Origin of the sequence: Streptomyces sp. NPDC047014, assembly GCF_040644195.1 — a bacterium.
Lineage (GTDB): Bacteria > Actinomycetota > Actinomycetes > Streptomycetales > Streptomycetaceae > Streptomyces.
Map to the genome: position 1 here is coordinate 61,419 of NZ_JBEYVX010000018.1, position 23,896 is coordinate 85,314.

22 protein-coding genes, 1 pseudogene and 1 CRISPR repeat array are annotated in these 23,896 nt (G+C 71.7%); of the genes and pseudogenes, 5 read left to right on the top strand and 18 right to left on the bottom strand.

All coding sequences use genetic code 11. The features are described from left to right. Positions 1-38: 38 nt before the first annotated feature. The 13 genes and pseudogenes from ABZ873_RS13855 to ABZ873_RS13915 form a co-directional block, all read right to left on the bottom strand. Positions 39-1,622, bottom strand: a complete 1,584-nt coding sequence (locus ABZ873_RS13855) for an ABC transporter substrate-binding protein (protein WP_360870051.1) — start codon at positions 1,620-1,622, stop codon at positions 39-41. 152 nt (positions 1,623-1,774) lie between these two features. Beyond that, positions 1,775-2,536, bottom strand: a complete 762-nt coding sequence (locus tag ABZ873_RS13860) for an SDR family oxidoreductase (protein ID WP_360870054.1) — start codon at positions 2,534-2,536, stop codon at positions 1,775-1,777. A gap of 28 nt (positions 2,537-2,564) precedes the next feature. Continuing rightward, positions 2,565-3,326, bottom strand: a complete 762-nt coding sequence (gene fabG / locus ABZ873_RS13865) for a 3-oxoacyl-ACP reductase FabG (protein WP_360870056.1) — start codon at positions 3,324-3,326, stop codon at positions 2,565-2,567. Between the two features lie 179 nt (positions 3,327-3,505). After that, positions 3,506-3,889, bottom strand: coding sequence for a DUF3037 domain-containing protein (locus ABZ873_RS13870; protein ID WP_360870059.1), 384 nt, complete (start codon positions 3,887-3,889; stop codon positions 3,506-3,508). Then, positions 3,886-4,749, bottom strand: coding sequence for a HipA family kinase (locus ABZ873_RS13875; protein ID WP_360870062.1), 864 nt, complete (start codon positions 4,747-4,749; stop codon positions 3,886-3,888). The genes ABZ873_RS13870 and ABZ873_RS13875 overlap by 4 nt, the downstream gene beginning before the upstream one ends. A 64-nt stretch (positions 4,750-4,813) precedes the next feature. Further along, a complete protein-coding gene (cas2e, locus tag ABZ873_RS13880; protein ID WP_360870184.1) occupies positions 4,814-5,017 on the bottom strand; it encodes a type I-E CRISPR-associated endoribonuclease Cas2e in 204 nt (67 codons plus the stop codon). A 23-nt stretch (positions 5,018-5,040) separates the two neighbouring features. After that, a pseudogene (cas1e, locus tag ABZ873_RS13885) lies at positions 5,041-5,913 on the bottom strand (type I-E CRISPR-associated endonuclease Cas1e); the annotation flags it as partial. 14 nt (positions 5,914-5,927) lie between these two features. Beyond that, positions 5,928-6,686 carry a type I-E CRISPR-associated protein Cas6/Cse3/CasE gene (gene cas6e, locus ABZ873_RS13890; protein ID WP_360870065.1) on the bottom strand — a complete coding sequence of 253 codons (759 nt, stop codon included), beginning with the start codon at positions 6,684-6,686 and terminating at the stop codon, positions 5,928-5,930. Then, positions 6,683-7,537 carry a type I-E CRISPR-associated protein Cas5/CasD gene (gene cas5e, locus ABZ873_RS13895; protein WP_360870068.1) on the bottom strand — a complete coding sequence of 285 codons (855 nt, stop codon included), beginning with the start codon at positions 7,535-7,537 and terminating at the stop codon, positions 6,683-6,685. The genes cas6e and cas5e overlap by 4 nt, the downstream gene beginning before the upstream one ends. Further along, the gene (cas7e, locus tag ABZ873_RS13900; RefSeq protein WP_360870071.1) at positions 7,534-8,697 is read right to left on the bottom strand and encodes a type I-E CRISPR-associated protein Cas7/Cse4/CasC; all 1,164 of its coding nucleotides are present in this window, start codon (positions 8,695-8,697) and stop codon (positions 7,534-7,536) included. Before cas7e ends, cas5e begins: the two co-directional genes overlap by 4 nt. Before the next feature lie 88 nt (positions 8,698-8,785). Then, entirely contained in the window at positions 8,786-9,553 is a 768-nt protein-coding gene (gene casB / locus ABZ873_RS13905; RefSeq protein ID WP_360870074.1) for a type I-E CRISPR-associated protein Cse2/CasB, read from the bottom strand. Between the two features lie 54 nt (positions 9,554-9,607). Further along, on the bottom strand, positions 9,608-11,197 hold the full coding sequence (gene casA / locus ABZ873_RS13910) for a type I-E CRISPR-associated protein Cse1/CasA (RefSeq protein ID WP_360870077.1): 1,590 nt from the start codon (positions 11,195-11,197) through the stop codon (positions 9,608-9,610). 311 nt (positions 11,198-11,508) lie between these two features. Then, positions 11,509-14,454 carry a CRISPR-associated endonuclease Cas3'' gene (locus ABZ873_RS13915; protein WP_360870080.1) on the bottom strand — a complete coding sequence of 982 codons (2,946 nt, stop codon included), beginning with the start codon at positions 14,452-14,454 and terminating at the stop codon, positions 11,509-11,511. A 303-nt stretch (positions 14,455-14,757) separates the two neighbouring features. Next, positions 14,758-15,031: a CRISPR direct-repeat array (repeat unit 30 nt; unit sequence GTGTTCCCCGCGCGAGCGGGGGTGTTCCGC). A 263-nt stretch (positions 15,032-15,294) separates the two neighbouring features. On the opposite strand from ABZ873_RS13915, the gene ABZ873_RS13920 reads away from it, so the two are divergent. Beyond that, positions 15,295-15,609 (top strand): 4a-hydroxytetrahydrobiopterin dehydratase, encoded by a 315-nt coding sequence (locus ABZ873_RS13920; protein ID WP_360870083.1) that lies wholly within the window; start codon positions 15,295-15,297, stop codon positions 15,607-15,609. Positions 15,610-15,649: 40 nt separating this feature from the next. On the opposite strand, the gene ABZ873_RS13925 is transcribed toward ABZ873_RS13920, so the two are convergent. Continuing rightward, positions 15,650-16,270, bottom strand: a complete 621-nt coding sequence (locus ABZ873_RS13925; protein WP_360870086.1) for a cysteine hydrolase — start codon at positions 16,268-16,270, stop codon at positions 15,650-15,652. 76 nt (positions 16,271-16,346) lie between these two features. Here ABZ873_RS13925 and ABZ873_RS13930 point away from each other — a divergent pair, with 76 nt between their 5' ends. After that, entirely contained in the window at positions 16,347-16,823 is a 477-nt protein-coding gene (locus ABZ873_RS13930; RefSeq protein ID WP_360870089.1) for a pyridoxamine 5'-phosphate oxidase family protein, read from the top strand. A gap of 44 nt (positions 16,824-16,867) precedes the next feature. Here the strand turns inward: ABZ873_RS13930 and ABZ873_RS13935 are convergent, their stop codons facing one another. Beyond that, entirely contained in the window at positions 16,868-17,770 is a 903-nt protein-coding gene (locus ABZ873_RS13935; protein WP_360870092.1) for a LysR family transcriptional regulator, read from the bottom strand. Between the two features lie 74 nt (positions 17,771-17,844). Between ABZ873_RS13935 and ABZ873_RS13940 the strand changes: the two genes are divergently transcribed. Then, positions 17,845-18,870 (top strand): DMT family transporter, encoded by a 1,026-nt coding sequence (locus ABZ873_RS13940; RefSeq protein WP_360870095.1) that lies wholly within the window; start codon positions 17,845-17,847, stop codon positions 18,868-18,870. A gap of 116 nt (positions 18,871-18,986) precedes the next feature. On the opposite strand, the gene ABZ873_RS13945 is transcribed toward ABZ873_RS13940, so the two are convergent. After that, positions 18,987-20,321: an aminotransferase class I/II-fold pyridoxal phosphate-dependent enzyme gene (locus tag ABZ873_RS13945; RefSeq protein WP_360870098.1), complete on the bottom strand. Its 1,335-nt coding sequence runs from the start codon at positions 20,319-20,321 to the stop codon at positions 18,987-18,989. A gap of 38 nt (positions 20,322-20,359) precedes the next feature. Between ABZ873_RS13945 and ABZ873_RS13950 the strand changes: the two genes are divergently transcribed. Beyond that, positions 20,360-21,040: a pyridoxamine 5'-phosphate oxidase family protein gene (locus ABZ873_RS13950; RefSeq protein WP_360870101.1), complete on the top strand. Its 681-nt coding sequence runs from the start codon at positions 20,360-20,362 to the stop codon at positions 21,038-21,040. Here the strand turns inward: ABZ873_RS13950 and ABZ873_RS13955 are convergent. Both ABZ873_RS13955 and ABZ873_RS13960 read right to left on the bottom strand, forming a co-directional pair. After that, positions 21,022-22,026: a DMT family transporter gene (locus ABZ873_RS13955; protein ID WP_360870104.1), complete on the bottom strand. Its 1,005-nt coding sequence runs from the start codon at positions 22,024-22,026 to the stop codon at positions 21,022-21,024. The two genes, ABZ873_RS13950 and ABZ873_RS13955, sit on opposite strands and share 19 nt — an antisense overlap. 159 nt (positions 22,027-22,185) lie before the next feature. Next, positions 22,186-23,142 (bottom strand): EamA family transporter, encoded by a 957-nt coding sequence (locus ABZ873_RS13960; RefSeq protein ID WP_360870107.1) that lies wholly within the window; start codon positions 23,140-23,142, stop codon positions 22,186-22,188. Between the two features lie 170 nt (positions 23,143-23,312). Between ABZ873_RS13960 and ABZ873_RS13965 the strand changes: the two genes are divergently transcribed. Beyond that, positions 23,313-23,741 (top strand): SRPBCC family protein, encoded by a 429-nt coding sequence (locus ABZ873_RS13965; protein ID WP_360870110.1) that lies wholly within the window; start codon positions 23,313-23,315, stop codon positions 23,739-23,741. The last annotated feature ends 155 nt before the right edge of the window (positions 23,742-23,896 follow it).

Here is a 23,896-nt window from a genome sequence, read left to right on the forward strand (position 1 = left end):
CGTCGGGCGCCCGGGGCATCGGCCCCGGGCGGGCCCGGCTACCAGCTGGTCTTGCGGTACAGCTCCCACATCTGCATGGCGGTCTGCGGGTCGAGCGCCCGCTCTCCGCCGGCGATGTCCTCGCGTGCGGCGACGTACAGCTTGCCCTGCCACAGGGGCAGCAGGCGGACGTCGTCGGCGAAGATCTGCTGGGCCTTCTCGAACTGCTCGACGCCGGAGGAGCGGTCGCCGTCGCGGCGGGACTTGGGCAGCAGTTCGGTCAGGATCTCGTTCTGCTCGTACGGGGTGCCGACCGCGTTCTCCTTGCCGACGAACGGCGCGATGAAGTTGTCCGGGTCCGGGAAGTCGGGGAACCAGCCGCGGCCGAAGACCGGGTACTCCTGGCCCTTGTAGCCCTCCTGGAAGGTCTTCCAGGGCTGGCTGCGCAGGGTGATCCGGAAGAGGTTGCTCTCGTCGAGCTGCCGCTTGATCTCGGTGAACTCGTCCGCCGTCGAGGAGCCGTAGCGGTCGGTGGTGTACCAGAAGGTCAGGTCGACGGGCTGGTTGATGCCCGCCTCCTTGAGGATCTTCCTGGCCTTGTTGACGTCGGGGGCGCCGTACTTGTCGTAGTAGGGCGTCTTGTGGCCGACGACGCCCTTGGGGACCATCGAGTACAGCGGCTCGGCGGTGCCCTGGTAGACCTTGGAGACGAGGGTGCCGCGGTCGATGATCTGGGCGATGGCCTGGCGGACCGCGATCTTGTTGACCGCCTGGTCCTTCGGGTTGAAGACCAGGTAGCGGATCTCGGAGCCGACGTTCTCGACGACCTGGACGCCGAGCCCGTGGGACTCGGGGGTCTGCAGGTCGGTGACCTGGGCGGCGGAGAGCCCGCGGTAGGTCGCGTCGAGCTCCTTGGCCTTGAGCGAGGCGACCATCTTCTGCGAGTCGGCGTAGTACCGGATCGTCACGGCCTTGTTCTGCCGGTTCGCGAATCCGGCGTAGCCGGTGTTCTCGGTGAGGACGGCTTCGGCGCCCTCCTTGTACGACTGGAGCAGGTAGGGCCCGGATCCGGTGATCTTGCCGTCGTCGCGCAGCTTGTCGGCCGGGTACATCTTGGGCGCGACCAGCGAGGCGGCGGGCGAGCCGAGGACGTACGGGAAGGTGGCGTCGGAGGTCTTGAGGTGGAAGACGACGGTCAGGGCGTCCGGGGTCTCGATCTTGTCGAGGCTGCCGAAGAGGTCCTTGGGGCCGACCTTGGAGCCGATGGTGCGGATACGGTCGAGGGAGTGCTTGACGGCCTTGGCGTCGAGCGGTTCGCCGTTGGAGAACTTGAGGCCCTTGCGCAGGGTGCAGCGGTACGCCTGGCTCGCGCCGTCGGTGAACTCGCAGTTCTGGGCCGCGTCCGGCTGGGGCTTGGTGGAGCCCGTGGGGAAGGCCAGGAGGGTCTGGTAGACGTTCCGGTACAGCTCCCAGGAGCCGTCCCACGCGGCGGCGGGATCGAGGGTGCTGGGGGCGCTGGTGGTGCCGACGACGATCGGCTTGGCCCCGTCGCCGTCGTCCTTCGACAGCATGCCGCATCCCGCCAGCAGGGATATGGACGCAAGGGCTGCAGTGATCTGCAGGCATCTGGTCCGGTTGAACACGTGCACGCTCCTCGATCAGCCAGGGGTGCGGCAGACCCTACCGCAGTGCCCCACGAATCCAATGGGGTGGTTTCGTGGGGCACTTGACCGGTTCCGTGCATATTCGATACGCATTTACCTCCCTTTCGGAGGCAAATCCGTCCGATTATCGGTCAGTGGACCCCGGCATTGAGGAACATCCCACCGTCCACGACCAGAGTTTGGCCCGTGATCCATTCCGCTTGTGCAGATGTAAGAAACGCGGCGGCGCCCCCGATGTCCTCCGGGACGCCGAGCCGGCCCAGCGGATAGGCCGCCGCGGCCTCCTGCTCGCGGCCCTCGTAGAGCGCCTGCGCGAACTTGGTCCTGACCACCGCCGGGGCGATCGCGTTCACCCGGACCCCGGGCGCCATCTCGTGCGCGAGCTGGAGGGTGAGGTTGACCATGGCGGCCTTGCTCATCCCGTAGGCGCCGATGAAGGGCGAGGCGGAGACGCCGGCGATGGAGGCGATGTTCACGATCGCACCGCCGTTGTCCTTCTGCCAGGCGTGCCAGGTGCGCTGGGCGAAGCCGAGCGCCGAGATCACATTGGTCTCGAAGACCTTCCGGGCGACCCCGAGGTCGAGGTCCGCGATCGGGCCGAAGACCGGATTGGTGCCCGCGTTGTTCACCAGGAAGTCGACCCGGCCGAACGCCTCCATCGCGCGCTCGACCGCGAGGGCCTGGTGCTCCTCGTCGTGCGCCTTGCCCGCCACGCCGATCACCCGGTCCGCCCCGAGGCGTTCCACGGCCTCTTTCAGGGCCTCCTCGTTGCGCCCGGTGATGCAGACCCGGTCGCCGCGGGCGACCAGCGCCTCGGCGATGCCGTAGCCGATGCCCCGGCTCGCTCCGGTGATCAGCGCGGCCTTGCCGCTGTCGGTACCGCTGTACGTCATGGGGTGTGCCCTGTCTCTCGTCGCGCCGTCAGTTGAGGGGTCCGCCGGCCACGTACAGGACCTGGCCGGAGACGAAGCCGGCCGCCTCGCCCGTGAAGAAGGCGATGGCGTTGGCGATGTCGTCCGGGCGGCCGACGCGCTGGACGGGGATCTGGGTGGCCGCGGCGGCCTGGAAGTCCTCGAAGCCCATGCCGACGCGGGCGGCCGTCTGGGCGGTCATCTCGGTGGCGATGAAGCCGGGCGCGACGGCGTTGGCGGTGACGCCGAACTTGCCGAGCTCGATGGCGAGGGTCTTGGTGAAGCCCTGGAGACCGGCCTTGGCGGCGGAGTAGTTGACCTGGCCCCGGTTGCCGAGCGCGGAGCTGCTGGAGAGGTTCACGATCCGGCCGAACCGGGCCTCCACCATGTGGCCCTGACACGCCTTCGACATCAGGAACGCGCCGCGCAGGTGCACGTTCATGACGGTGTCCCAGTCGGTCTCGCTCATCTTGAGCAGGAGGTTGTCGCGCAGCACGCCCGCGTTGTTGACCAGGATCGTGGGGGCGCCGAGCTCGGCCACGACGCGGGCGACGGCCGCGTCCACCTGCGCGCCGTCGGAGACGTCGCAGCCGACCGCCAGGGCCCGCCCGCCGGCGGCCGTGATCGCCTCGACGGTGTCCTTGCAGGCCGCCTCGTCCAGGTCGAGTACGGCCACGGCACGACCCTCGGCGGCCAGGCGTACGGCGGTGGCCGCGCCGATGCCCCGGGCCGCCCCGGTCACGATCGCGACGCGCTGCTCGGTGGTGGACATGCTGTTCTCCTCGCCCTTGAGAGACGGCCGCCCAGAGGTGAGCAACCGCTTAGTAGCTTCAGCTGAGGAGACGCTAGGAGCCCTGGCACCCGGTGTCAACGCCACCCGCCCGGGAAGCGGCCGGGGCCCGCGGGGGGCCCGTACGGTCCCACCCGCGGGCCCCCGCGCGCCTCGGCCCGTCAGCGGACGAGCAGGTCCAGCAGCCGCTCCACCTCCGCGGCGGGATCGGCCGTGAGCCCGGTGTGCACCGGCCCGGGCTGCACCACCGTGCTGCGCGGGGCGATCAGCCAGCGGAACCGGCGGCCCGCGTCGTCGCCCGCCGCCTGCCCCGCGGCCTCACCGCCGCCGCACAGCCCCTCGACCCCGCGCAGGGCCGCCCGTACGCCGGCCACGTCGGCCGCGGGGTCCAGCGCGAGGAGCTTCGCCTCGTCGAGGTGGGTGCGGGCGGCGACGTAGGAGTGCGCCCGGCAGTAGACGATCACGCCGGCGTTGAAGCACTCGCCGCGCTCCATCCGGGGCACCACGCGCACCAGCGCGTACTCGAACACGTCCCGCTGGGTCACTGGTCGCCGCTCTTCTGCTCGTTCTTGTGGTTCTTGTGGTTCTTATGGGGCCACTCGGGCAGATGATCGGTGAGCCAGCCGGGCGGTCCGGCCGGGGCCTTCACCTCCGCCTCCATCGAGATCCTCTCGTGGATGGTGGCGGCGCGCGGCAGCAGCGCCTCCACATAGGCCCGGCGCACCGCGTCGGTCGAGTCGAACCCGGGCTCGTCGACCAGCCACTCGTCGGGGACGTCGGCGGCGACCTCCGTGAGCAGTTCCTCGGTGACCAGCGGCGCGAGCGCGGCCGCCGCGGCGGCGATGTCCGGGCCCGCCGGGGCCAGCACATGGTCGGAGGCGTTGTACGGCTTGGCCGCCGCGGCCTGCGCCGTCGGCCAGTTGTGGTGCCAGATCATGGTGGCGCCGTGGTCGATGAGCCAGAGGTCCCCGTGCCAGACCAGCATGTTCGGGTTGCGCCAGGAGCGGTCGACGTTGTTGATGAGCGCGTCGAACCACACCACCCGCCCCGCCTCGACGGGATCCACCCGGTACGCGAGCGGGTCGAAGCCGAGCGAACCGGGCAGGTAGTCCATCCCGAGGTTGAGCCCGCCACTGGCCTTGAGCAGCTCCTGCACCTCCTGATCGGGCTCCCCGAGCCCGATGACGGGATCGAGCTGCATCCGCACCAGCTCCGGCACCCGCAACCCCAGCCGCTGCGCGAGCCGCCCGCAGATCACCTCGGCGACGAGGGTCTTCCGCCCTTGCCCGGCGCCGGTGAACTTCATGACATAGGTCCCGAGATCATCACCCTCGACAATCCCGGGAAGCGAACCGCCCTCACGCAGGGGCGTGACATAACGGGTCGCTACGACCTCTTCCATCACTTTCCCAAGCCACCAATCATCCCAGCCGCGAAATGAGCATAGTAACCACGAGTGATCACCCGCCTCACATCAGCGCCTCCTCGGGACGGAGGGCGACAAGGGTGAGGCCGTCGAAGTCGACCGGGATACGCCGTCGTTCGCCTGCCGTGAGGAGGGTATAGCCCTGTTCGGTGGCGTCCGGGTAGGCGAGCACCGCCGCGCCCGCTCCGATGGAGTCGCTGACGGTACGCCAGAGCTCATCACGGACCCGGCCCGACAGGCTGCCGATGTAGAGCCCGGGGTGTCGTCCGGTGAGAGGAGCGACTGGATGTCGTTGACGATGCGCGGCAGAAGTTTGTAGAGGCGGAGCCCTTCCCGGAAGCTGCGCCGCGCCATGGCCTCGGGGTGGGCAGCGTCGTGGAGGGAGAAGGCCAGCGGGATGGTGAGTTCCGCCTTGTACAGGTCGGCGATGTCGTAGACGAGGGCATGTTGTTTGCCTTGGTGTACGAAGCCGAGGGCGGGTGAGCAGCCGAGGGCGACGATGGCCGCGTGGACGATGCCGTACAGGCAGGTGTTGGCGGAGGAGAGGGCCAGGTTGACGGGGTCCTGCTCGTCCCACGCCGCCGGATCGTAGGCGCGGCGGAAGCGTCCGACGCGGTGCTGCTGGGCGAGGAGTTTGTAGAGCGCTTTGACGCGCTGGCCTTCGAGTCCGCGCAGGGTGTTGAGGGGTGTCGTCGGTGGGACGGCTATGTTGAATCGCTTGTGGTACATGCGCTGGGCGACGGCGAGTCGTCGTTCCGGGTCGCTCCACTGGTGCACCTGGGCTTCGAGCCAGCGGGTGGTCAGGGCGTCGGATGTGGTGGTGGAGTAGCAGCGGACCCCTCCGGATCCGCTGCATACGACGGTGGTGCCGTGGCGGGCGAAGGTGGCCAGTGCGGGTTGGGTGATGGAGGTTCCGGGCCCGAGAAGGACACAGCTGAGCGCGGCGGTGGGGAGGTAGACGCGGGTGAGGTGGCCGTCCTCGGTGGTCGTCTCCGCGCTCACGCCGGTGTCGTCCTGGACGATGCGGACGATGTCGGCGTACAGGAACGACAGGGAGTCGGCGATGCGGGGCAGCATCGCGAGGGTGGGCGCGGCGATACGCCGGCGGGCCGGGGTGTCACGGCTGGGAACGGAAGTGTTCATCGGCGTGGTGGCGTTCAGGCGTCGAGGTGGGCGGGGGCGAGGCTGAGGAGTCCGCATCCGTAGGACTTGGCTCGGCCGATGCCGTGGAGGAGGGCGTGGCGCAGGGCTTCGGCATCGTGGATGGTGGCGGTGCCTTCGAAGCGGGTGCCGTTGTGGTGGATGACCACCTTGTCCCTGCGGGGTGTCCGGGCGGAGCCGTGCCGTGCGCTCGGGGTGTCGGGCCGGTCGGCCTGGAGACTGTGGAGGGTGAGGCCGGACTGGTGGGCCCGGGTGGCCCACCACTGTTCCGCGTCGGGCCCGTACAGCGCGAGGGCCTGCTTCCAGCGGCCTTCGGTGCTGTGGGGGCCGCAGCGTTTGATGGCATTGCCGAGCAGCCGGTAATGGACGGCCAGGCCAGGCCGGAGGGCGCCGAGCAGCGGCGACATGTCCCGGGTCTGGACTTGCGCGTACGCGGCGGGAAGACGCTGGGCGTTCGGAACAGTGCGGCTCTGGACGAGAAGGACCGGTGTTCCGGCTCCGTCGTGGTCCAGACGGAAGAGCAGACCGCTGCGGGCACGGGGGCTGTCCCCCAGGCCGTCGGGGACCAGGGTCATGACCCGCCGGTGCAGAGCGGCGGCGTCCCTGAGATCGTGCTGCACCGCTTTGCTGAGGGGGTTGAGGCGCAGCCGCGTCAGCCATGCGGTAGTGGTGTCGGGGGCCCCGGCTTCGGCTGCCGGAGGGGTTCCTGCGCTGGTCCTGCTGCCGGGGACGGCGGCGGACGTACGGGTGGTCATCGAGGCTCGTCCTGGGGCGTGGTGGGTGGCTGGAGGTAGGTGAGGAGTGCGTCGAGGTAGTCGGGGCCGTAACCGCCGCACAGGTCGGCGGGAAGGGTACGGCTCGTGCTGTAGGACGGGCGTGCCCGGTAGACGCGGTCGTGGGGGGCCAGGCTGACGGGATCGTCGTTCAGCAAGGTGACCGCCTCCCTGGAGGAAGGGGGGCCCGTGACCCGACGGTCGTCGGCCGTGCCGGTGAAGGGGGTGTCCGATGTGAACCGCACCTGGACGCTGCTGCCGGAGGTACGGGGCCGGGCGAGCGGGACACCCGCGTACAGCTCGTCCACAGGGTCCTCGCGCTGGGCCCCGAGGAGGAATACGGCGCCGGGCGGGCAGGATCTGCGTCCCAGGTAGGGAGGCCAGTGCGGCGCGGCGAGTGCGGCCGCGCACCGGTCGGTCAGTTCGCCGGCGTCCGGCGCGTGGGGGGCTGTGACGGCGATGGTGAAGACGGCGTCGGACAGGTAGTGCCGGTGGGAGACGATGGTGGCCTGGCCCGCGCCGCGCCTGCCTCCCTTGGCGGTGGGCACGGCGCGATGGGCGGGCAGACCCCCACCGACCGTGTGGAAGTCCCGCAGCCGGGTACCGGGGCGGTCGTGCCGGACGGTGAACCGAAGATGGCCGAGACTGCCGAAGAGCGTCGGCGGGCCGTCCGCCGGGCTCAGGGCCTCACTGCGCGGAATGCCCAGGGCCGCGGCGATCATGCCGATCAGGCCGGAGCGGGTGGGGTGGGCGACGGTGTCCCGGTCGGTGAACGCGCTGTGTTCACCCCAGGACTGCAGCGGTCCGCCGGCCTGGAACAGGAAGCCGGTCACGCCTGCGCGCTTCCGGTGTCGGCGAATGCCGCGGTCAGCGCGCCGGAGACAAGATCCGCGTAGGAGGGGACGCGGACGCCCAGGGCCTCGCGGGAGGTGTCGTCCACCCCGGCGTACGCACTGTGCGTGAGGCCGGCTTCCCCCAGGAGGAGGCGGGCCTTCGCCGCGTAGTCGTCGAGGGCGGCGCGGGAGGGTTCCGCCCAGCCGTGGCGGGTGGCCTGCACGGGCCGTTCGAAGGCGGCGGCCAGGGAGACGGGCCGGTCCGAGCGGACCGCGATGTGGACGAGGTCGGGGATGCTGTGCGGGGCGGTGGAGTTCTTCTTCGCCCCGGGCATGCTCTGGATGAATTCGGTGAGAAATGCCCCGGCCAGTTCCTCGGTGATCGCCGGTGCCCCCGTATTGCGGGTCAGGTCCTGCAGATCGACGGTGGCATAGCGGTAGAAGACGCCGGAGCTGTACTCGCCGGTGTTCATATGGGCGCTACCGGCATCCGAGGCCCAGTGGTCGACGTCGTCCACGGCGGTGAAGAAGTCCGCCTGGACGGAGGTGGCGTGGGTGGTGAAGGCGTGAGCCACCTGTACGGCGCCGTCGACGCCGGCGCCGGGAATCTCGGCGAGCATCCGGCCGAAGAGGGCAATGGATCCGTTCCGGGAGCGGAGGATCTCGTGGATCTCGTCCTTCGGGAGCTGGGGCTTGGCTGCGGCCTTGGTACCGAGGGCCTTCTCCAGGGCGTCGCGGTGCTTCTCGGCGATGTCGGCGAGCCGGCCGGCCGCCTCGTCGGGGAGGAACAGCAAAGACGCGGTGGTGTCGTTGTCGTCCAAGTCGAGTTTGGATTCGGTGGACTTGACCACCTGCACGCCGGCGAGCTCCGCCAGGTCCTCCGGCCATTCCCGCTCCTCGGTAAGGATCTTGGCGACCTGCAGAGGAACTCGACGGGTGCGGCGTGCCTTCTGCCCGATCCGGGCTTCGACCGCGTGGCGGGTGGGTCGCTTCCACGCCTGGCTGGAGACCCGGGTACGCGTGGTACCGCCGAAGGTCACGACCTTGGGTGAGCCCAGATCGTCGCGATTGACATTGCTGAACGGCAGCGTCTGAAGGATGTGGACGTCGATGTAGCGCGGGCCGGAGAACGGGGGCTCAGGGGTGCGTGAGGTCGTCATGTCTCGGTTCCTGGTGTCTGGCGCCCGTTCCCTGGGACGGTTTCGCTGGAGCGGGCGCTCGATGGGATGGGCAGGTGCGGAGGGGCTTTCAGGCGGACCGTTCCGCACGGCGCAGCGTGCGGTAGTAGTCCTCCAGCCAGCGCAGGACCACGTCGTCGCGCCGGTACGGCCAGCGCGCGAGGTCGTGGAGGAGGCGGCCGTAGTCCACGGGAAGGCCGGCGGATCCAAGCTGGCGTACGAGCGGGGGAAGCATGCGGTGGACGCCGTCGATGTCCTGGCGTACCAGCAGGTGAAGCCGCTGTTCCACGCCACTGATCTTGTCCGGTTGGCGGGACGGGGCTGCCGCGGTGCTGTCGGCCGCGGTGGCCGTGCGGCCGCGGCGAGCCGCGAGGGCGGCCAGGCTCTCCCCGAAGCTGCTGCCCCATGAGCTCTTCTGCTGCCCGGCCCTGGCCCCGGACTCGGCTGCTGCAGCCGAGGCATCGCCCGCGTCCGGGACGTGCTCGTCCGGCTCCAGTTTTTCTGCCGCTTCTTGACGTGCGACGGCGTCCGCGCGTCGTTCGGCACGCGGCCGGGAAGCGATCAAGGCGGCCACTGCGTAGTACGCCCGCTTGTCCAAGCCGCTCGTACGGTCGGGGATGATTCCGTGGCGCAGCAGCGCCGCGTGGGTGCGGCCGGGCATCTCGTCCAGGGTGCGGCCGAGCCCCACGCGTAGGGCCTGTTGCGTCCCGGGGTGAGCACACATCTCCCGTACGCGTTCGGTGAAAGCGTCATAGCCCGCGAGTTTGTCGTTGCGGGGCACGGAAGGTGCTTCGCCACCGGTGTGCGGGGCGTCGGGTTCGCCGGTTGTCAGGGTCATCGGTCCTTCTCAGCGTGGCGGAGGAACGGCGTCAAGGGCGCGGAGCGGCAGGGGTCAGGGCCGAGGGGTTCCGAGCAGGCTGCGTACCAGGCCACGGGAGCTCTCCCGGGCTCTCGCGCCACGAGGCTCGGATGCGATGGCGGCTGTCAGGTCGTCGAAGACACTCAGGGCGATACCGCCGAAGGCCGCCAGGGAACGGGAGAAGTCCTCCGTGTCGAGCAGCGTCCAGAATCGCTCCTCGGCCGCTGACCAGTAGGCGGCCGATGCCCGTTCGAGCCACGGTCCGCCACCGCGTTCCTTCTTCCCCCGCCCTGCCGATCTGTCGTCACCGAACGGCATGGTGTACGCCCGCCACGTGGCGCGCAGGGCCTTGTCCAGCCGCCATGCGGCGTGCTCGGCTGCCTGACGGCCCTCCTTGACGCCGCGGGCCAGCTCCCTGTCAGAGGACTCCCCCGACGAGGCGAGCAGGGCACACAACGGCGGCGTCACGGCGGTGAAATGGCTGCGGTCCCGCGTCTGCCCGTCCTGATCGAATCCGTGGGCGACCACCCGCAGGTGACTGAACACGTCCTCGGGCAGTTGTGCGCCCGTCAGCCCCTCGAAGATGAGCGGCCTGCGGTTCTTCCCTCCCCGGTCCTGGAGGACCAGCCCGTCCAGGTCCCGCCACAGCGCACGCTCAGCGTCCGCCCGGCGTGCGTACAGGGTGCCGTCCTTGCTCTCGTCCCAGATCACGTACGGGTCGGCCAGATCCGGCCTGTTCTTGCGGAGCGCCCACGTGATGACGGCGTCCACCGCGTGCTTCCCGTCCGCCGTCGGCCGGAGCAGCACGGCATGCTGGTGGCGGTCGGTCAGCATCTCCATCAGGCCGGCCGGGGGTTCCGGAGGCTCCAGAGCGGGCAGCGGCCGGGCCTCCTCCCACGGGCAGAGATCGACCCGGTCGTGATCGGCGGAAGGCCACTCGGCCGGATGCGGGATGCCCAGCAGCAAGGTCTCGTGGAGGTTACGGCCCAGTGGGTGGAAGGACAGCACCCGCCGCAGTGGGCCGGCCATGGTGTTGCCGAACTTCTGCCCGTCGACCGTACGCGGAGTGCACTGCCCCGAAGCCCCGTAGTAGAGCTGCGCGAGGAGGTGCAACACCGCCTCCTCGGAGGGCAGCGGCACGGGCACGTCGTCGCTGAAATGACCGAAGAAGACCTGGTTGTTGCCCGAAGGGCGCCCGAGGACCAGCTTGTTGATACCCGAGGTGGACGTGCACTGACGGTCGAGACGGGCGTCCTGGAGGAAGGGCCGTTCCTCGTCGTAGAGCCGCAGACCGTCCGCGCACCCGTCGAAGTATTCCCTGACGCGGCCCGGCTCGAAGCCGCCGCCGGCCTCTAAGAGTTCGTACCGGGTGTCCAGCCAGACCTCGGGTCCCTCGTCCATCCGATCGAGCGCCGTCAGCCGGGCGGTGATGGCGCACAGCACCCGCAGCAGCCCGGATGCCGCCGGAGGCGACGCCACTGCCAGACCGCTGAACTCATGCGCGCTCAGGAACAGCTCTCTCAGTCCTACTCGCAGGGTGGTGCCCGCCTCGGTCATGACGGGGACCCAGGGCATCCGGTCGAGCGGGTAGCGGTCGTCAGGCGCGACCGGGGTATCAGACATGGGACGTGGAACCTCGATGGGAAAGGGGTGTACCCGGGAGTAGGAACAGCGGCTACTGGGATCTACCCTGAGAGGGCTGCACTGACTGCGGACCTTCTCCGCGACAGCGGAGGTGCACCAATGGGCAGCAGCGGTGGGGCCGTACGGCCGTCACCTTCCCCGCGCAGGCGGGGGTCACGCGGGTGTTGAACCGGCTGACTGCCGGGTCAACACCGTTTGTGGCAACCAACGTTGGTGTTCTGAAGGTAGCTCGCTCCGGTACCTCGCGTGAGCGAATCCAAAAGATGGTGAGCAGCGGTGGTGTCTCTCCCTCATTCCGTTCGCTCGGTGACCAGTCCCAGCGCCCGGTCGTAGGTGATGCGGACGTCGCCGATGACCGCTCCCTCCACCTCGCCGTCACCGTGCACGCGATGCGGCAGGAGGACGACGCGAGCCAGACGGGACTCGTCGTTCCAGGACTTCGGCGGCTGGTGGTCCACCCCGCAGGCTGTCCGCCATGGCCCGTACGCCACGGGCCCCACAAGGGCGAGCAGGTCGCGTACCTCCCGGCGGGTGAAGCGCCCTCCCGGCCCGCTGCCGCGGACGGGTAGCGGCGTGGTGCGTTCCTTGTCGAGCCACCGGCCGCTGTCGTCCTCGTAGACAGGCAGCACCTGGACCGAATCGATTCCCAGGCGGGTCCGGACCAGGTCCTCGTCCGCGTCGCTGGTGGTGAGCCGGTGAAGCGACGTGACACTGCGAGGCGGCGGAATGGCGACCATCTCGGCCAGGCCGGAGCTCGCCATGTCCGATGCGAGCCGTTCGAAGTCGCGTTCCATGAGCTTCTCGGGGGCAGTCGAGGGGAACTCGGGCGCGTAGACGGCGTCGACGAGGCGCTGGACGTCCTTCGGCACCGCGATGGGTGCCCCTCCGAGGTCGGTGAGGAGTTCCAGGGTCCGCTGCAGGAGAGACGGGGTGTACACCTCTCCCCACGACCGGGGTGGCACGGCCAGGCGAGCGTCCTTCTTGTCGACGGGGGCCAGTACGACGAGCTGTGCCTTTTCGGCCCATGCGGGGCGGGGCGGGGCAGGCGCCAGGTGACGCCAGATGCGGCCTGCCCGCTGCAGGAGCAGGGCGAGGGGCGCCAGATCGGATACGACGATGTCGAAATCGAGATCCAGGGACTGCTCGATGACCTGCGTGGCCACGATCACCGCCCCGCGGGCGCCCGCCGGGCGCCGCACCCCCGGTGTGTCCGTGCGCCCGAACCACGACTCCGCCTCGGCCGTGAGCTCCGCCCGTCGGCCCGCCGGAAACCGCGCGTGCAGCAGACGCAAGCGGGGGCCTGCCCCGGCATCGCCGCCTGTCTGGTCCTCCGGCGCGGCCCCGTCCCCTTCGCGACAGTCGTCGCCGTAGCAGGCCCGGTAGTGGACGCGCAGCGCCTCGTAGGTCTGCTGGGCCTCAGCCACCGTCGTACAGATGACGGCCGCACATCCGCCGTGGGCCACCGTGCTGTCCAGAGTCTGCAGCAGGACGGCCAGCCGACCGTCCGCGACGGCCGGATCGTAGGTGTGGCGGACGCGGTGGACCGCGACGTGGAGGTCTCGCTCCTGCTCGCTGGCCGGCGGTTCCGCGGGCTCGATCACCGGTCCGCCGTCGGCCGAGGCGTAGATCCATCCGGGATAGGCGGGAGCCGGCACCTCGGGCAGACCGCTGGAGGGGGCGGCTCCGCCGAGATAGGCGCGGACCATCCCCTGGGCGATGTCGCCGGTCAGAGTCGCCGACAGCAGGACGACGGGCACCCTCATGGCCCCCAGCCACTGCAGAAGACGCAGCATCAGGGCGTGGGTGTAGGCATCGTACGCATGCGCCTCGTCCACGATCACCGTCTTGCCGGCGAGCCCGAAATGCCGCAGCGCATTCCGCTTGAGGGGAAGGACTCCCATCAGCGCCTGATCGATCGTGCCGACGGCCAGAGGGGCGAGAATGCCGCGGCCTCGGTCACGCATCCACCGCCCCGCTTCGACCGACACCCGAGCGCCGTCGCCGGCTCCCGGTTCGTGGTCGGACAGGATCTGCGGGTCCGCCTCGTCCAGGTCTTTCGAGGCAGGCGCCGTCGTCTCGGCGTAGGGCGCGTAGAGGTCGGCGGCTCCGTGGAGCAGGGTCAGTTGGGAGGAGTGCAGCAGGTTCGCCCGTGCGAATCCGGCCAGCCGGCCGTACATCTGATTGGCTGTGGCCTGGGTCGGGAGGGCGAAGAAGATGCCCTCGGCGCCGCTGGCCCTGCCCATCAGGGTGGCCGCGTAGAGGGCGGTCTCGGTCTTGCCCTCACCGGTGGGAGCGGTGACGAGGAGAATCCCCGGCCCTGCCAGTCGGGCCCCGGTCAGGCCCTCCTCCACGCTCAACTGCAGCGGACGTGGACGCTTGATGTGGGGGAACAGATCATGGAACCCGCCCCCCTTGAACGCGACCCGTCCCACTCCCGCGTCCTCCAGCAGGCGCGGCGCCAGACGTTCCATCCGTGACGCGTGTGCTGCGAGCCCTGCCGGGGTGCCCAGCCCCGCGCCCGAGCGTGCGGCCCGCTGCTGTCCGACGACGACATGTTCCTGGCTGGCGATCCAGTCCGAGACGATGACCATGCCGGCGAGTACGACCGCCAGCGGCACCGGGAGCGCACGACCCTGCGGAACCGGGGGCCGCCCCAGCACCTCGTACAGGGCGCGCACATGCTCTTCACGCTGCCGCGCCCACTCTCCGGACCCGAGCTCGGGCAGGCACTCGACCGGATCACGAAGATGACCTGGCTCGTTGTCGCGCGGATAACGGCCGTGGTGCCCGCCGAGCACCTGGGCGATCTGGGTCAGAAGCAGTCCGGCGGGGCGGCCGGCCCGTGGATACCCAAGAGCGATGAGGAGCGACGGCAGCGCGGCGTGCGTGGCGTACTCGTGCCGCACCCGGGACATCTGGCTGTCACGCCTACGGTCATGGGCGTACTCCGGCTCCGAGAGGAAGGTGCTGTGCTGCGGCCGCTCCTTGAACAGCATGTCCTGGAACTGGGGAATGATCTTGCCCAGATCATGCAGCCCGGCCCAGAACATGACCGTCTTGCGCGCATCCTCCACGCCCAGCCCAAGGGCTACGGCGATGCGTTCCCGCTGAACCGGGCTCAGGCCCCCGTCCCAGACGGCCCCGCAGACCTCGGCGGTGTCGACCAGATGCCCGATCACCGCGTACGGGTCGACCAGCCCCTTGGACTTGCCACCTAACCGTGCATCGATCACCACAGCGCCACCTCCACAAGACCCGGTCAGCGCGAAGTCCACCACACACCACTGACAACGGCTGCAGCATCACCTCGACCCACGGCTTGGGCACCGGCACCGGCACCGGCACCGGCTTGGTGCCTCGTGTCGGCGCTTGGTCCTGGTCATCCGCTGCGGGATCGGCGCGGTGGAGGAGGCCCACGGGGTCGCGCTGACTTTCCGGCGCGCGGGCGTCAGCCCATCTGCCAGGATGGGCCCATGCCGCATGGGGTGCGCGATAGTAAAGAACTCACCAAGCCACCCTGAACGCGCAGCTCAGGAAGAGTGTTCCCCGCGCGAGCGGGGGTGTTCCGCCAAGAAGACCTCCGCGAGGGAGCGCCGCGGCGTGTTCCCCGCGCGAGCGGGGGTGTTCCGCGGCAGAACGGCATGCCGTCAGTAGGGCGTCTGTGTTCCCCGCGCGAGCGGGGGTGTTCCGCCGTACGTCGTCCTGGCCGGCCATCGCCGCCTGTGTTCCCCGCGCGAGCGGGGGTGTTCCACTCATTGGCGCTGCGAAACGGCGTGCCGCCGTCTGTTCCCTGCGCGAGCGGGTTGTTCCGGGGACGCCCGCCGCGTTCGGCCTCGGCGACCCCTGCTCACTTCCGCAACGCGCGCACGGGCAATCGGCAGTAGGGGGCGCGCCGGCCTGGGTAGTCGTACGCCGTCGGGACCGCCCGCGAGGCGGCGGCCGTCGCGGGCGAGACCCGGTCGGTGCGGATGCTGCGCGAACTCGCTGCACTGGAGCGGGCCATGCGCCCGTGGCACGATGCACCCGTTGGCCGGGGCCTCGCCAAGGTCCTGGGCCCGTGAACGAGGGGAGCTGACATGGGTGCGCCGAGGCCGTTGACGCACGAGGAGATCGCCGGACATCTGGCGGCGTTGCCGGGGTGGGAACGGATCGGCGACCGGATCACCCGCACCTACGCGATCCGCTACCACGCGGCCGTGGCCGCCATCGTGACGATCGCCGACCGGTCCCGGCGGATTCAGCATCACGCCGACCTCGACCTGAGGATCGACCACCTGCGGGCCACCCTCACCACGCACGACGCGGGCAACCGGCTCACCGCGGCGGACTTCGACCTGGCCGCGCGGATCGACGCCATCGTCGCCGCGCACCAGGCCCTGCCGCTGGACTGACCCCTGTCGCGCGAAAGCGCCGCCGCCCGCCGCCCGCCGCTCACCCCTCCCCCGCACCACCCCACCGTTCGAGCAGCGCGCTCGTCGTGGTGATCGTGGCCACCAGGGCGAGGGAGTTGCGGATCACCTCCGCCGTGCACGAGGCCGGGACGCCCGCGATGGCGTCCGACGGGACCACCACGTCGTAGCCGAGGTTCACCGCGTCGAAGACCGTGTTCGGGATCGCGATGTTGGACGAGACCCCGGTGACGACCAGGGTGCGGATGCCGAGGTTGCGCAGCAGGGGGTCCAGGTCGGTGCCCGCCATCGGCGAGAGGCCGTGCAGGCGGCGTAGGACGAGGTCCTGCGCGGCCACGGTGAGCGGTGCGGCGACCTCCACCGCCCTGCTGCCGGTCAGCTGCCGTACGGGCAGCCGCTCCGCGGCCTGGAACAGCCGGGCGTTGCGGTTGGCGCCGAGGCCGTCGGGACGCCGTTCCGCCACCGCGTGCAGCACCTGTACGCCGGCCCCGCGCGCCGCCTCGACCAGCGCGGCCACCCGCCCCAGCATCCCGGAGTCCCGTGCCTCCTTGGCCAGTTCGGGCAGCGCGCTCTCCTCCCCCACGACCCCGTTCTGGCACTCGACGGTGAGCAGCGCGGTCGTGGCGGGATCGAGATCGGCCATGGCTCCCCCTGGCGTGGCGGCGTAAGAGCCCTCATGCTTCCTGACACACAGTCAGATGTGAAGGGGTGCGGGAGCGATGGACGAGGGTCAGCGGCGGGGCCGGCGGATCATGATGAGCCCGGCGGAGGTGGACGCCTTCCTGCGGGAGCAGCGGACGTGCCGGGTGGCGACCGTCTCCCCGGACGGCCGCCCGCACGTGGGCGCGCTGTGGTTCGCCTGGGACGGCCGCTCGCTGTGGCTGTACTCGATCACGCGCAGCCGCCGCTGGTCCGACCTGCGCGCGGACCCGCGGATCTCCGTGGTCGTGGACGCGGGCGAGTCCTACGACGAGCTCCGCGGGGTCGAGCTCTCCGGGAGCGCCGTCTTCGTGGGCGAGGCCCCACGCACGGGCGAAGCCTGCCCCGAACTGGCCGAGCCGGAGCGGATCTTCCCCATCAAGAACTTCGGGATCGACGAGATGCCCCACGACGGCCGGCACGCGTGGATCCGGCTCACACCGGACTCGATCGTCTCCTGGGACTTCCGCAAAATCGGTGCGCCAGAAGCACATTGAGCCGTTGGGCCAACGGCTCAACGGGCCAGCCTCACCCACACCCCCTACCCCAGACCCGCCGCCACCCCCCGCAGCGTCTCCACCGCCGCCCGGATCGACGGCCGGCGGTCGGCGTCCGCGCGCCAGACCGCGTACACGTGGCGGCGTACGGAGTCGCAGACCGGCAGCAGCCGCACCCCCGCCGGGACCGGGCCGCGGCCCAGGCGGGGGGCCACGCACACCCCGAGTCCGGCCTCCACGAAGGACAGCTGGGTGTGGTGCTCCTCCGCGATGTGCGTGATGCGCGGCTCGACGCCCGCGCCGCGCAGGCTGAACACCAGCCATTCGTGGCAGAACTGGCCCTCGTTCCAGGAGATCCAGTCGTCGTCGGCGAAGTCGGCCAGGGAGATCCGGTCCCGGCCCTCCAGCGGGTGCCCGACCGGGACGGCGATGTCGACGGAGTCGTCCAGCAGGTGGGTACGGGTCAGCTCCGCGGGCACCGGCATGCGCTTGTTGTGCCAGTCGATCGCGAGCGCCAGGTCGAGGTCCCCGCGCACCACCGCCGCCATGCTCTCCTCGGGCTCCTGCTCGCGCACCCGGACCCGTAGCTCCGGATGGCCGGTGCGCAGCGCGGACAGGGTCTGCGGCAGCAGCCCTCGCATGGCCGTGGGGAAGGCGCCGACGCGGAGCTCCCCCACGGCGCATCCGCGCTGGGCCTCCACATCGGCCTGCGCCAGCTCCACCTGGGAGATGATCCGCGCGGCATGATCGGCGAGCAGCCGGCCGGCGTCGGTGAGCCGCACGCCCCGGCCGTTGCGGGCCAACAGCGGCTGGCCGACCTCGCGCTCCAGCTTGGCCATCTGCTGGGACACGGCCGAGGTGGTGACATGCAGCCCGTCGGCCGCGCCGCTGACCGAGCCGTGGCGGGCGAGGGCGTCCAGGGTGCGCAGGCGCTCCAGGTTCAACATGTAAGCGATGCTACGCCGTCACTCGGAGAAACATTCGCTTGTCCTACGAAGTTGATACGAGCACAGTAAGGGCCATGAGCGCACCCACAGCCCCCCGGCGGCAGGCCCTCTCCACCCCCGCCCCGACCACCGATCCGGCCTCCCCGACCACCGACCCGACCTCCCCCACCTCCCCCACCTCCCCCGCCCCCCGCCGTCGCCGCGGTCTGCTCGACTGGCGGGTCCGCTTCGCCGTGCTCTCGGTCGTCTGGGGCTTCAGCTTCCTGCTGATCAAGGTCGGTACGGAGGCGTACGCGCCCTTCCAAGTCGCCCTCGGCCGGGTCCTGTTCGGCGCGCTCGCCCTCCTCGCCGTGCTGGCGGTGCGCCGCGAGCCGCTGCCGCGCGGGCTGCGCACCTGGGGGCACCTCACGGTGGCGGCGCTGCTGCTGAACACCGCCCCCTTCTCCCTCTTCGCGTACGCGGAGCTGAGCATTCCGTCCAGTCTGGCCGGGATCTGCAACGCCACCTCGCCGCTGTGGGGCATGGCGCTGTCGATGATCGCGCTCTCCGAGGACCGCCCGACGCGCCGCCGCTTCGCGGGGCTGGGCCTGGGCTTCCTCGGGGTGCTCACCGTGCTCGGCGCCTGGCACGGCTTCTCCGGGGTCGACGCCAAGGGCACCGCGCTCGCCCTGCTGGCCTCGCTCTGCTATCCCGTGGGCTGGATCTACGTACGCCGCACCCTGGCCGGCGTCCCCGGCTCGCCGGTGGCCCTGACGGGCGCCCAGCTGATGGTCTCCACCCTCCAGCTCGCCCTGGTCAGCGCCCTGTTCACCAGCGCCCCGGCCGGCTTCCCGCTCTGGCCGACCCTGTCGGTGGTCGCGCTGGGCGCGCTCGGCACCGGGATGGCGCTCCAGATGCAGTACGGGCTGGTGACGGAGGTCGGCCCGACCACCGCGCAGATGGTCACCTACTTCATCCCCGTCATCGCGACCACGGCGGGCGTACTGGTCCTCGGCGAGCAGCTGCACTGGAACACCCCGGTCGGCGCCGCGATCGTCCTGGCCGGCGCGGCCCTCACCCAGACCCGCCCGGGCGCCCGCAAGCCGGCCCGCACCGACTGAGCACCCGCGCCGCGCCCTGAGGACCCGCGCCCCCCGAGCACCCGCCCCGGCCGAGGACCCGCCCCGGCCGACCGCTCGCCCGCCCGCCCGCCACGACTGAGAACCGCCCCGCGCCCTCAGTCGTACCGCACCCCCGCCACCCCCGGCCGGACCGCCGCCGCCACGGCGTCGGCCAGGGCGGGCAGCTCCGCCGGGTCCAGCCCGGACACCGTCAGCCGCACCCCCGGCCCCGACGCGACGCGGAAGACGGCCCCCGCGGCCACAGCCCAGCCCGCGGCCAGCAGCTTCGTCACCGCCACCGTCTCGTCGGCCACCGGCACCCACACGTTGAGCCCGCTGCGCCCGTACGCCGTCACACCCCGGGCCCGCAGCTCCGCGACGAGCCCGTCGCGCCGCTCCGCGTAGGCGCGGGACACCGCCACCGGGTCCACCGCCCCCGAGGCCCACAGCTCCACCACCGTGTGCTGGAGCAGCCGGCTGACCCACCCCGGGCCCAGCCGCTGGCGTCCCCGCACCCGGTCGAGGGTGACCTCGTCGCCCGTCAGCACCGCGAGCCGCAGGTCGGGCCCGTACGCCTTCGCCGTGGAGCGGATCAGCGCCCAGTGCCGGGTCACCCCGCCCAGCGGATGCAGCGGCAGGTCCACGATCCCGTGGCCGTGGTCGTCGTCGATCGTGAGGACCCCGGGGTGCCGGGCCAGCAGCGCCCGCAGTTCCGCCGCGCGCCCGGCGCCGACCGCCGCGCCCGTGGGGTTCTGCGCGCGGGAGGTGACCAGCAGTGCCCGCGCGCCGGACTCCAGCGCGCGGGCCACCTCCTCCGGGCGCGGCCCGTCCTCGTCCACGGCCACCGGCAGCAGCCGCATCCCGAGCGCGGGGACGAGGTCGAGCGCCCCGCCCCAGCCCGGGTCCTCCACGGCCACGGCGTCGCCGGGGCGCAGGTGGGCGACCAGGACCCGTTCGATCGCGTCCAGGGCGCCCGAGGTCACCGCCAGCGGGCCGGGCGGCACCCCGTCGGCGTCGAGTCCGGCGCGCGCGAGCCGCGCCAGCTCCGGGGCGACGGGGTCCTCCCCGTAGAGGGTCGGCGCCTCGGCGTACCGCCGGGCCGCGCCCGCCAGGGCCGGGCCCAGCGCGGGCAGCAGCACCGCGTCCGGATTGCCCTTGGCGATGTCCCGTACGCCGGGCGGCACCGCCGTCCGCAGCGCGTCCCGGGGTGCGCTGGCGGGGCGCGAGCGCACCCGGCTGCCGCGCCGCCCGTCCGTCTCGATGACCCCGCGCTCGCGCAGGGTGCGGTAGGCGGCGGCCACGGTGTTGGGGTTCACCCCGAGCTCGCCCGCCAGCTCCCGCATGGGCGGCAGCGCCGATCCGGGCGGCAGCCCGCCGCCCGCGATGCCCGCTTCCACGCTGGCCGCGATATCCGCTGCGCGCCGCCCTGTGATTCGATACTCTCCTAGCACAATCACAAGTATGCACTAGTGCAATGGAGTCCGCCACCATGACCACGACCCAGCCCCAGCAGCACGACGCCGCCTACGACCCCACCCCCCGCACCGTCCCCACCCGCTCCCGCGAGCGCGCCCGCTACGACCACGAAACCGTGCACGCGATACTCGACAGCGCCTACATCTGCCACCTCGGCTTCGTCCGCGACGGTGCCCCCGTGGTCCTCCCCACGCTCTACGCCCGGGTCGGCGAGGCCCTGTACATGCACGGCTCCACCGGCTCCCGCCCCCTGCTCGCCGCCCGCCGCACCGACCCGGGCCTGCCGGTGTGCGTGACCGTGACCCACGTCGACGGCCTGGTCCTGGCCCGGTCCGCCTTCCACCACTCGCTGAATTACCGCTCGGTGGTCGTGCACGGCACCGCCCACCAGGTCACCGACCCCGAGGAGCGCCGGACGGCCCTGGACGCCATGGTCGACGCCGTCGCCCCCGGCCGCTCCGCCGACGTACGCCCGGCCAACGAGCGGGAGCTCGCCGCCACCGCCGTGATCCGCGTGGACCTGGAGGAGGTGTCGGCGAAGCTCCGCACCGGCCCGGTCAACGACGACGCCGAGGACCTGGCCCTGCCCCACTGGGCGGGCGTGGTCCCGGTCACCACGGCGTACGGAGCCCCCGTACCGGACGCCGCCCTGGCCCCCGGCACCGCCGTCCCGGACTACCTCGCCGCGCTCTGAGCACCCCTCCGTACGGTGCCCGGCCCCTCGGAGGCGTCGGCCGCGGCCCGCCGCGCCCGCGGCCGCCGGGACTCCGCCGCGATGAGCGCGCCCACCGCCGCCAGCAGCAGTACGGTCCCCAGCACCACGGCGCCCGTCAGCCGCTCCCCGAGGACCAGTACGGCGATCACCGCCGCGCTCACCGGCTCGATCAGCATGATCACGGACACGGTCGCGGCCCGCACGGCCGCCGCCCCGGTGAAGTAGAGCGCGTAGGCCAGGGCCGTCGGCACGGTGGCCACGTACACCAGCAGCCACAGCACCCGCACCGGATCGGCGGTGTGCGGCCACAGCCCCTCCAGCGCGGCGAGCGGCAGCAGGCAGACGGCTCCGACGGCCACCGACCAGGCGGTGGTGACGAGCGGATCCCCGCCCGCCCCGCGCTGCCCGAGCCACCGGGCCCGCAGGGTCATCCCCGCGTACCCGGCGGCGGACAGCAGCGCCCAGCCGACGCCGAGCGGGCGCACCTCGGCCCCGCCCCCGCCGAGCACCAGCACGGCCAGGCCGGCGAGCGCCCCGGCGACGGCGGCCGTACCGCCCCGGCCGAGGCGCTCGGCCATCCAGCGGCGCGCGCCGAGCGCGATGAGCACGGGCCCGGCGCCGAGGGTGACCACGGTGCCGACCGCGAGGCCGGTCTCGCGCACGGCGGCGAAGTAGGCGGCCTGGAAGACGGTGAACAGCAGGCCCGTCACGATCAGCGAGCCCACCGAGGGCCGGGCGGACGGAGCGGGCCGCACGGCCCGGCGGCCGGGCCGCGAGCCGCGCAGCGCGAGCACGGCCAGGAGTACGGCGAGCCCGCCCGCGCACCGCCAGAAGGACAGGGCGAGCGGCCCGAGGTCACTGGCGAGGAAGAGGAGGGAGGCGGCCGCCCCGGCGGTGCCCCAGGCGGCTCCGGCGATGACGAGGTACAGCAGACTGCGCCCTGCGGCGGGCGAATGGTTCGACACGTGAGATCTCCGCGCATGCGTGAAGGATGAGAGGACCGTCATCTCTTCGCGGGCAGCACCGACCCGCCCGGGAACTCCCCGGGCCGGGTCTTCGCTACGGAGGGCCGCCCGCGCTACGCAGCGGGAGGCGGAAGCACGTTCGTACGCATGGTCGGCATCCTAGGCCCTCGTCGTTTCGCGATCCAGGACGGGCAGTTCCACCGGCGCCGGGAGGGAGGGGCGGGAGGACTGGGCGATGAAGGCGCCGACGAGGACGAGGGTGCCTCCGGCGATCTGCCAGGTCGACAGGTGCTCGCCGAGCAGGATCCAGGCCAGTACGGTCGCCACGACCGCCTCCAGGAAGGCGACCACGCCCGCGATCTGCGGCGAGAGGCGGCGTACGGAGACCACGCCCGTGACGTACGCGAAGACGGTCGCGATCAGCACCACCCAGCCGAGCAGCACCGGCGCGGGCACCGGGGTGCCGCCCAGGGAGGCGTCCCCGGCGAGCACCCCCCAGTCCATCTCCCAGGGGCGGGCGATCACGGTCATGACGAGCGCGCCGATGAGCATCCCGTACGCGATCACCCCGAGGGGGTCGGGCGCGTCCTCGCCGTCGGCCCCCTGGTCGGCGAAGACGAAGTAGCACGCCTGGCAGCAGGCCGCGGCGAGACCGAAGAGCACGCCGAGCGGGTCCAGGCGCAGCCCGGCCCAGATCTCGACCACGCAGGCCAGCCCGACGACGGCCACGGCCGCGCCCGCGGCGGCGCCGCGCGTGACGGGCTTGCGCTGCACGAAGCGGATGTAGCCGAGCAGCAGGGCGGGGCCCAGGTACTCCAGCAGCAGGGCCACGCCGACCGGGATCCGGGACAGGGAGGCGAAGTAGAACGCCTGCACCCCCGCGACGGCGACCAGGCCGAAGCCCGCGAGCAGGGCGGGCCGGCGCAGCAGCAGGCCGCGGTGGCGCCAGGCCAGCGGGGACAGCACCAGCGCCGCCCCGGCCACCCTGAGCCAGACCATGTGGAGGGGGTCCAGACCCGCCTCGATCAGCGGCTTCGCCGCCACTCCGGAACCACCGAACGCGAATGCCGAGACGAGCGCGAGGCTCAGGCCGGCATGTCTCCCTGACGCTTGCATCAGGTCATCATGACAGCGCCGGTCAGGACCGTCACTCCCGTGACACCTGTTGAGACAGACCTGATATCGCACCCGGGACCGCGCCTGTTTCTGACAGGTCGTCAGTATTGAATGTTTCCGCCGCCGGGGCTACCTTCCGCCGCACGAACCCGACGAGAAGGGGCGGTCGCATGGCCGAAGTCACCGCGGAGTCACGCATCGAGGCGTCCGCCGCGCAGCTCTGGTCCCAGCTGACGGACTGGGACGCCTACGGGCAGTGGAGCATGACCCACACCAACTTCCCCCAGGGCGGCCCGCGGGACCTCGCGGTCGGGTCCACCTTCGCCGAGAACATGAAGATGATGGGCTTCCCCGCCGAGGTGGTCTGGACCGTTTCGGAGCTGGAGGCCGAGCGGCTGTTCGCCATCACCGGCAAGGGCCCGATGGGCGTGGCCGTCCTCACCCGCTACACCCTGATCCCGGAGGGCGGGGCCACCACTGTCCGCATCGACGGCGAGTTCACCGGGGCGGCCGTCTCCCTCATGGCGGGCAAGCTCAAGGACTCGGCCACGGCCGCCCTGAACGAGTCGCTGCGCAAGCTGGCCGGCCTGGTCTCCTGACCCCGGCCGCCCGGGGCCCGTAGGCACCCGTCCCTGCACGCCCCTCTCCCCCGTACGCGAAAGGCGGCACGCCCCGCGGCGTAAGTACCGCGGGGCGCGCCGCCCCCGTACGCCGCCCCCGTACGCCGCCCCCGTACGCCGCCCCCGTACGCCGC

What these genes read in the sequence shown, in the direction of transcription:
- ABZ873_RS13860 (WP_360870054.1), bottom strand. Translation starts at nt 2,536, where the DNA reads ATGACGTACAGCGGTACCGACAGCGGCAAGGCCGCGCTGATCACCGGA.
- fabG (WP_360870056.1), bottom strand. Translation starts at nt 3,326, where the DNA reads ATGTCCACCACCGAGCAGCGCGTCGCGATCGTGACCGGGGCGGCCCGG.
- cas6e (WP_360870065.1), bottom strand. Translation starts at nt 6,686, where the DNA reads ATGACCACCCGTACGTCCGCCGCCGTCCCCGGCAGCAGGACCAGCGCA.
- cas7e (WP_360870071.1), bottom strand. Translation starts at nt 8,697, where the DNA reads ATGACGACCTCACGCACCCCTGAGCCCCCGTTCTCCGGCCCGCGCTAC.
- casB (WP_360870074.1), bottom strand. Translation starts at nt 9,553, where the DNA reads ATGACCCTGACAACCGGCGAACCCGACGCCCCGCACACCGGTGGCGAA.
- casA (WP_360870077.1), bottom strand. Translation starts at nt 11,197, where the DNA reads ATGTCTGATACCCCGGTCGCGCCTGACGACCGCTACCCGCTCGACCGG.
- ABZ873_RS13920 (WP_360870083.1), top strand. Translation starts at nt 15,295, where the DNA reads ATGGGTGCGCCGAGGCCGTTGACGCACGAGGAGATCGCCGGACATCTG.
- ABZ873_RS13925 (WP_360870086.1), bottom strand. Translation starts at nt 16,270, where the DNA reads ATGGCCGATCTCGATCCCGCCACGACCGCGCTGCTCACCGTCGAGTGC.
- ABZ873_RS13930 (WP_360870089.1), top strand. Translation starts at nt 16,347, where the DNA reads ATGGACGAGGGTCAGCGGCGGGGCCGGCGGATCATGATGAGCCCGGCG.
- ABZ873_RS13935 (WP_360870092.1), bottom strand. Translation starts at nt 17,770, where the DNA reads ATGTTGAACCTGGAGCGCCTGCGCACCCTGGACGCCCTCGCCCGCCAC.
- ABZ873_RS13940 (WP_360870095.1), top strand. Translation starts at nt 17,845, where the DNA reads ATGAGCGCACCCACAGCCCCCCGGCGGCAGGCCCTCTCCACCCCCGCC.
- ABZ873_RS13950 (WP_360870101.1), top strand. Translation starts at nt 20,360, where the DNA reads ATGACCACGACCCAGCCCCAGCAGCACGACGCCGCCTACGACCCCACC.
- ABZ873_RS13960 (WP_360870107.1), bottom strand. Translation starts at nt 23,142, where the DNA reads ATGCAAGCGTCAGGGAGACATGCCGGCCTGAGCCTCGCGCTCGTCTCG.
- ABZ873_RS13965 (WP_360870110.1), top strand. Translation starts at nt 23,313, where the DNA reads ATGGCCGAAGTCACCGCGGAGTCACGCATCGAGGCGTCCGCCGCGCAG.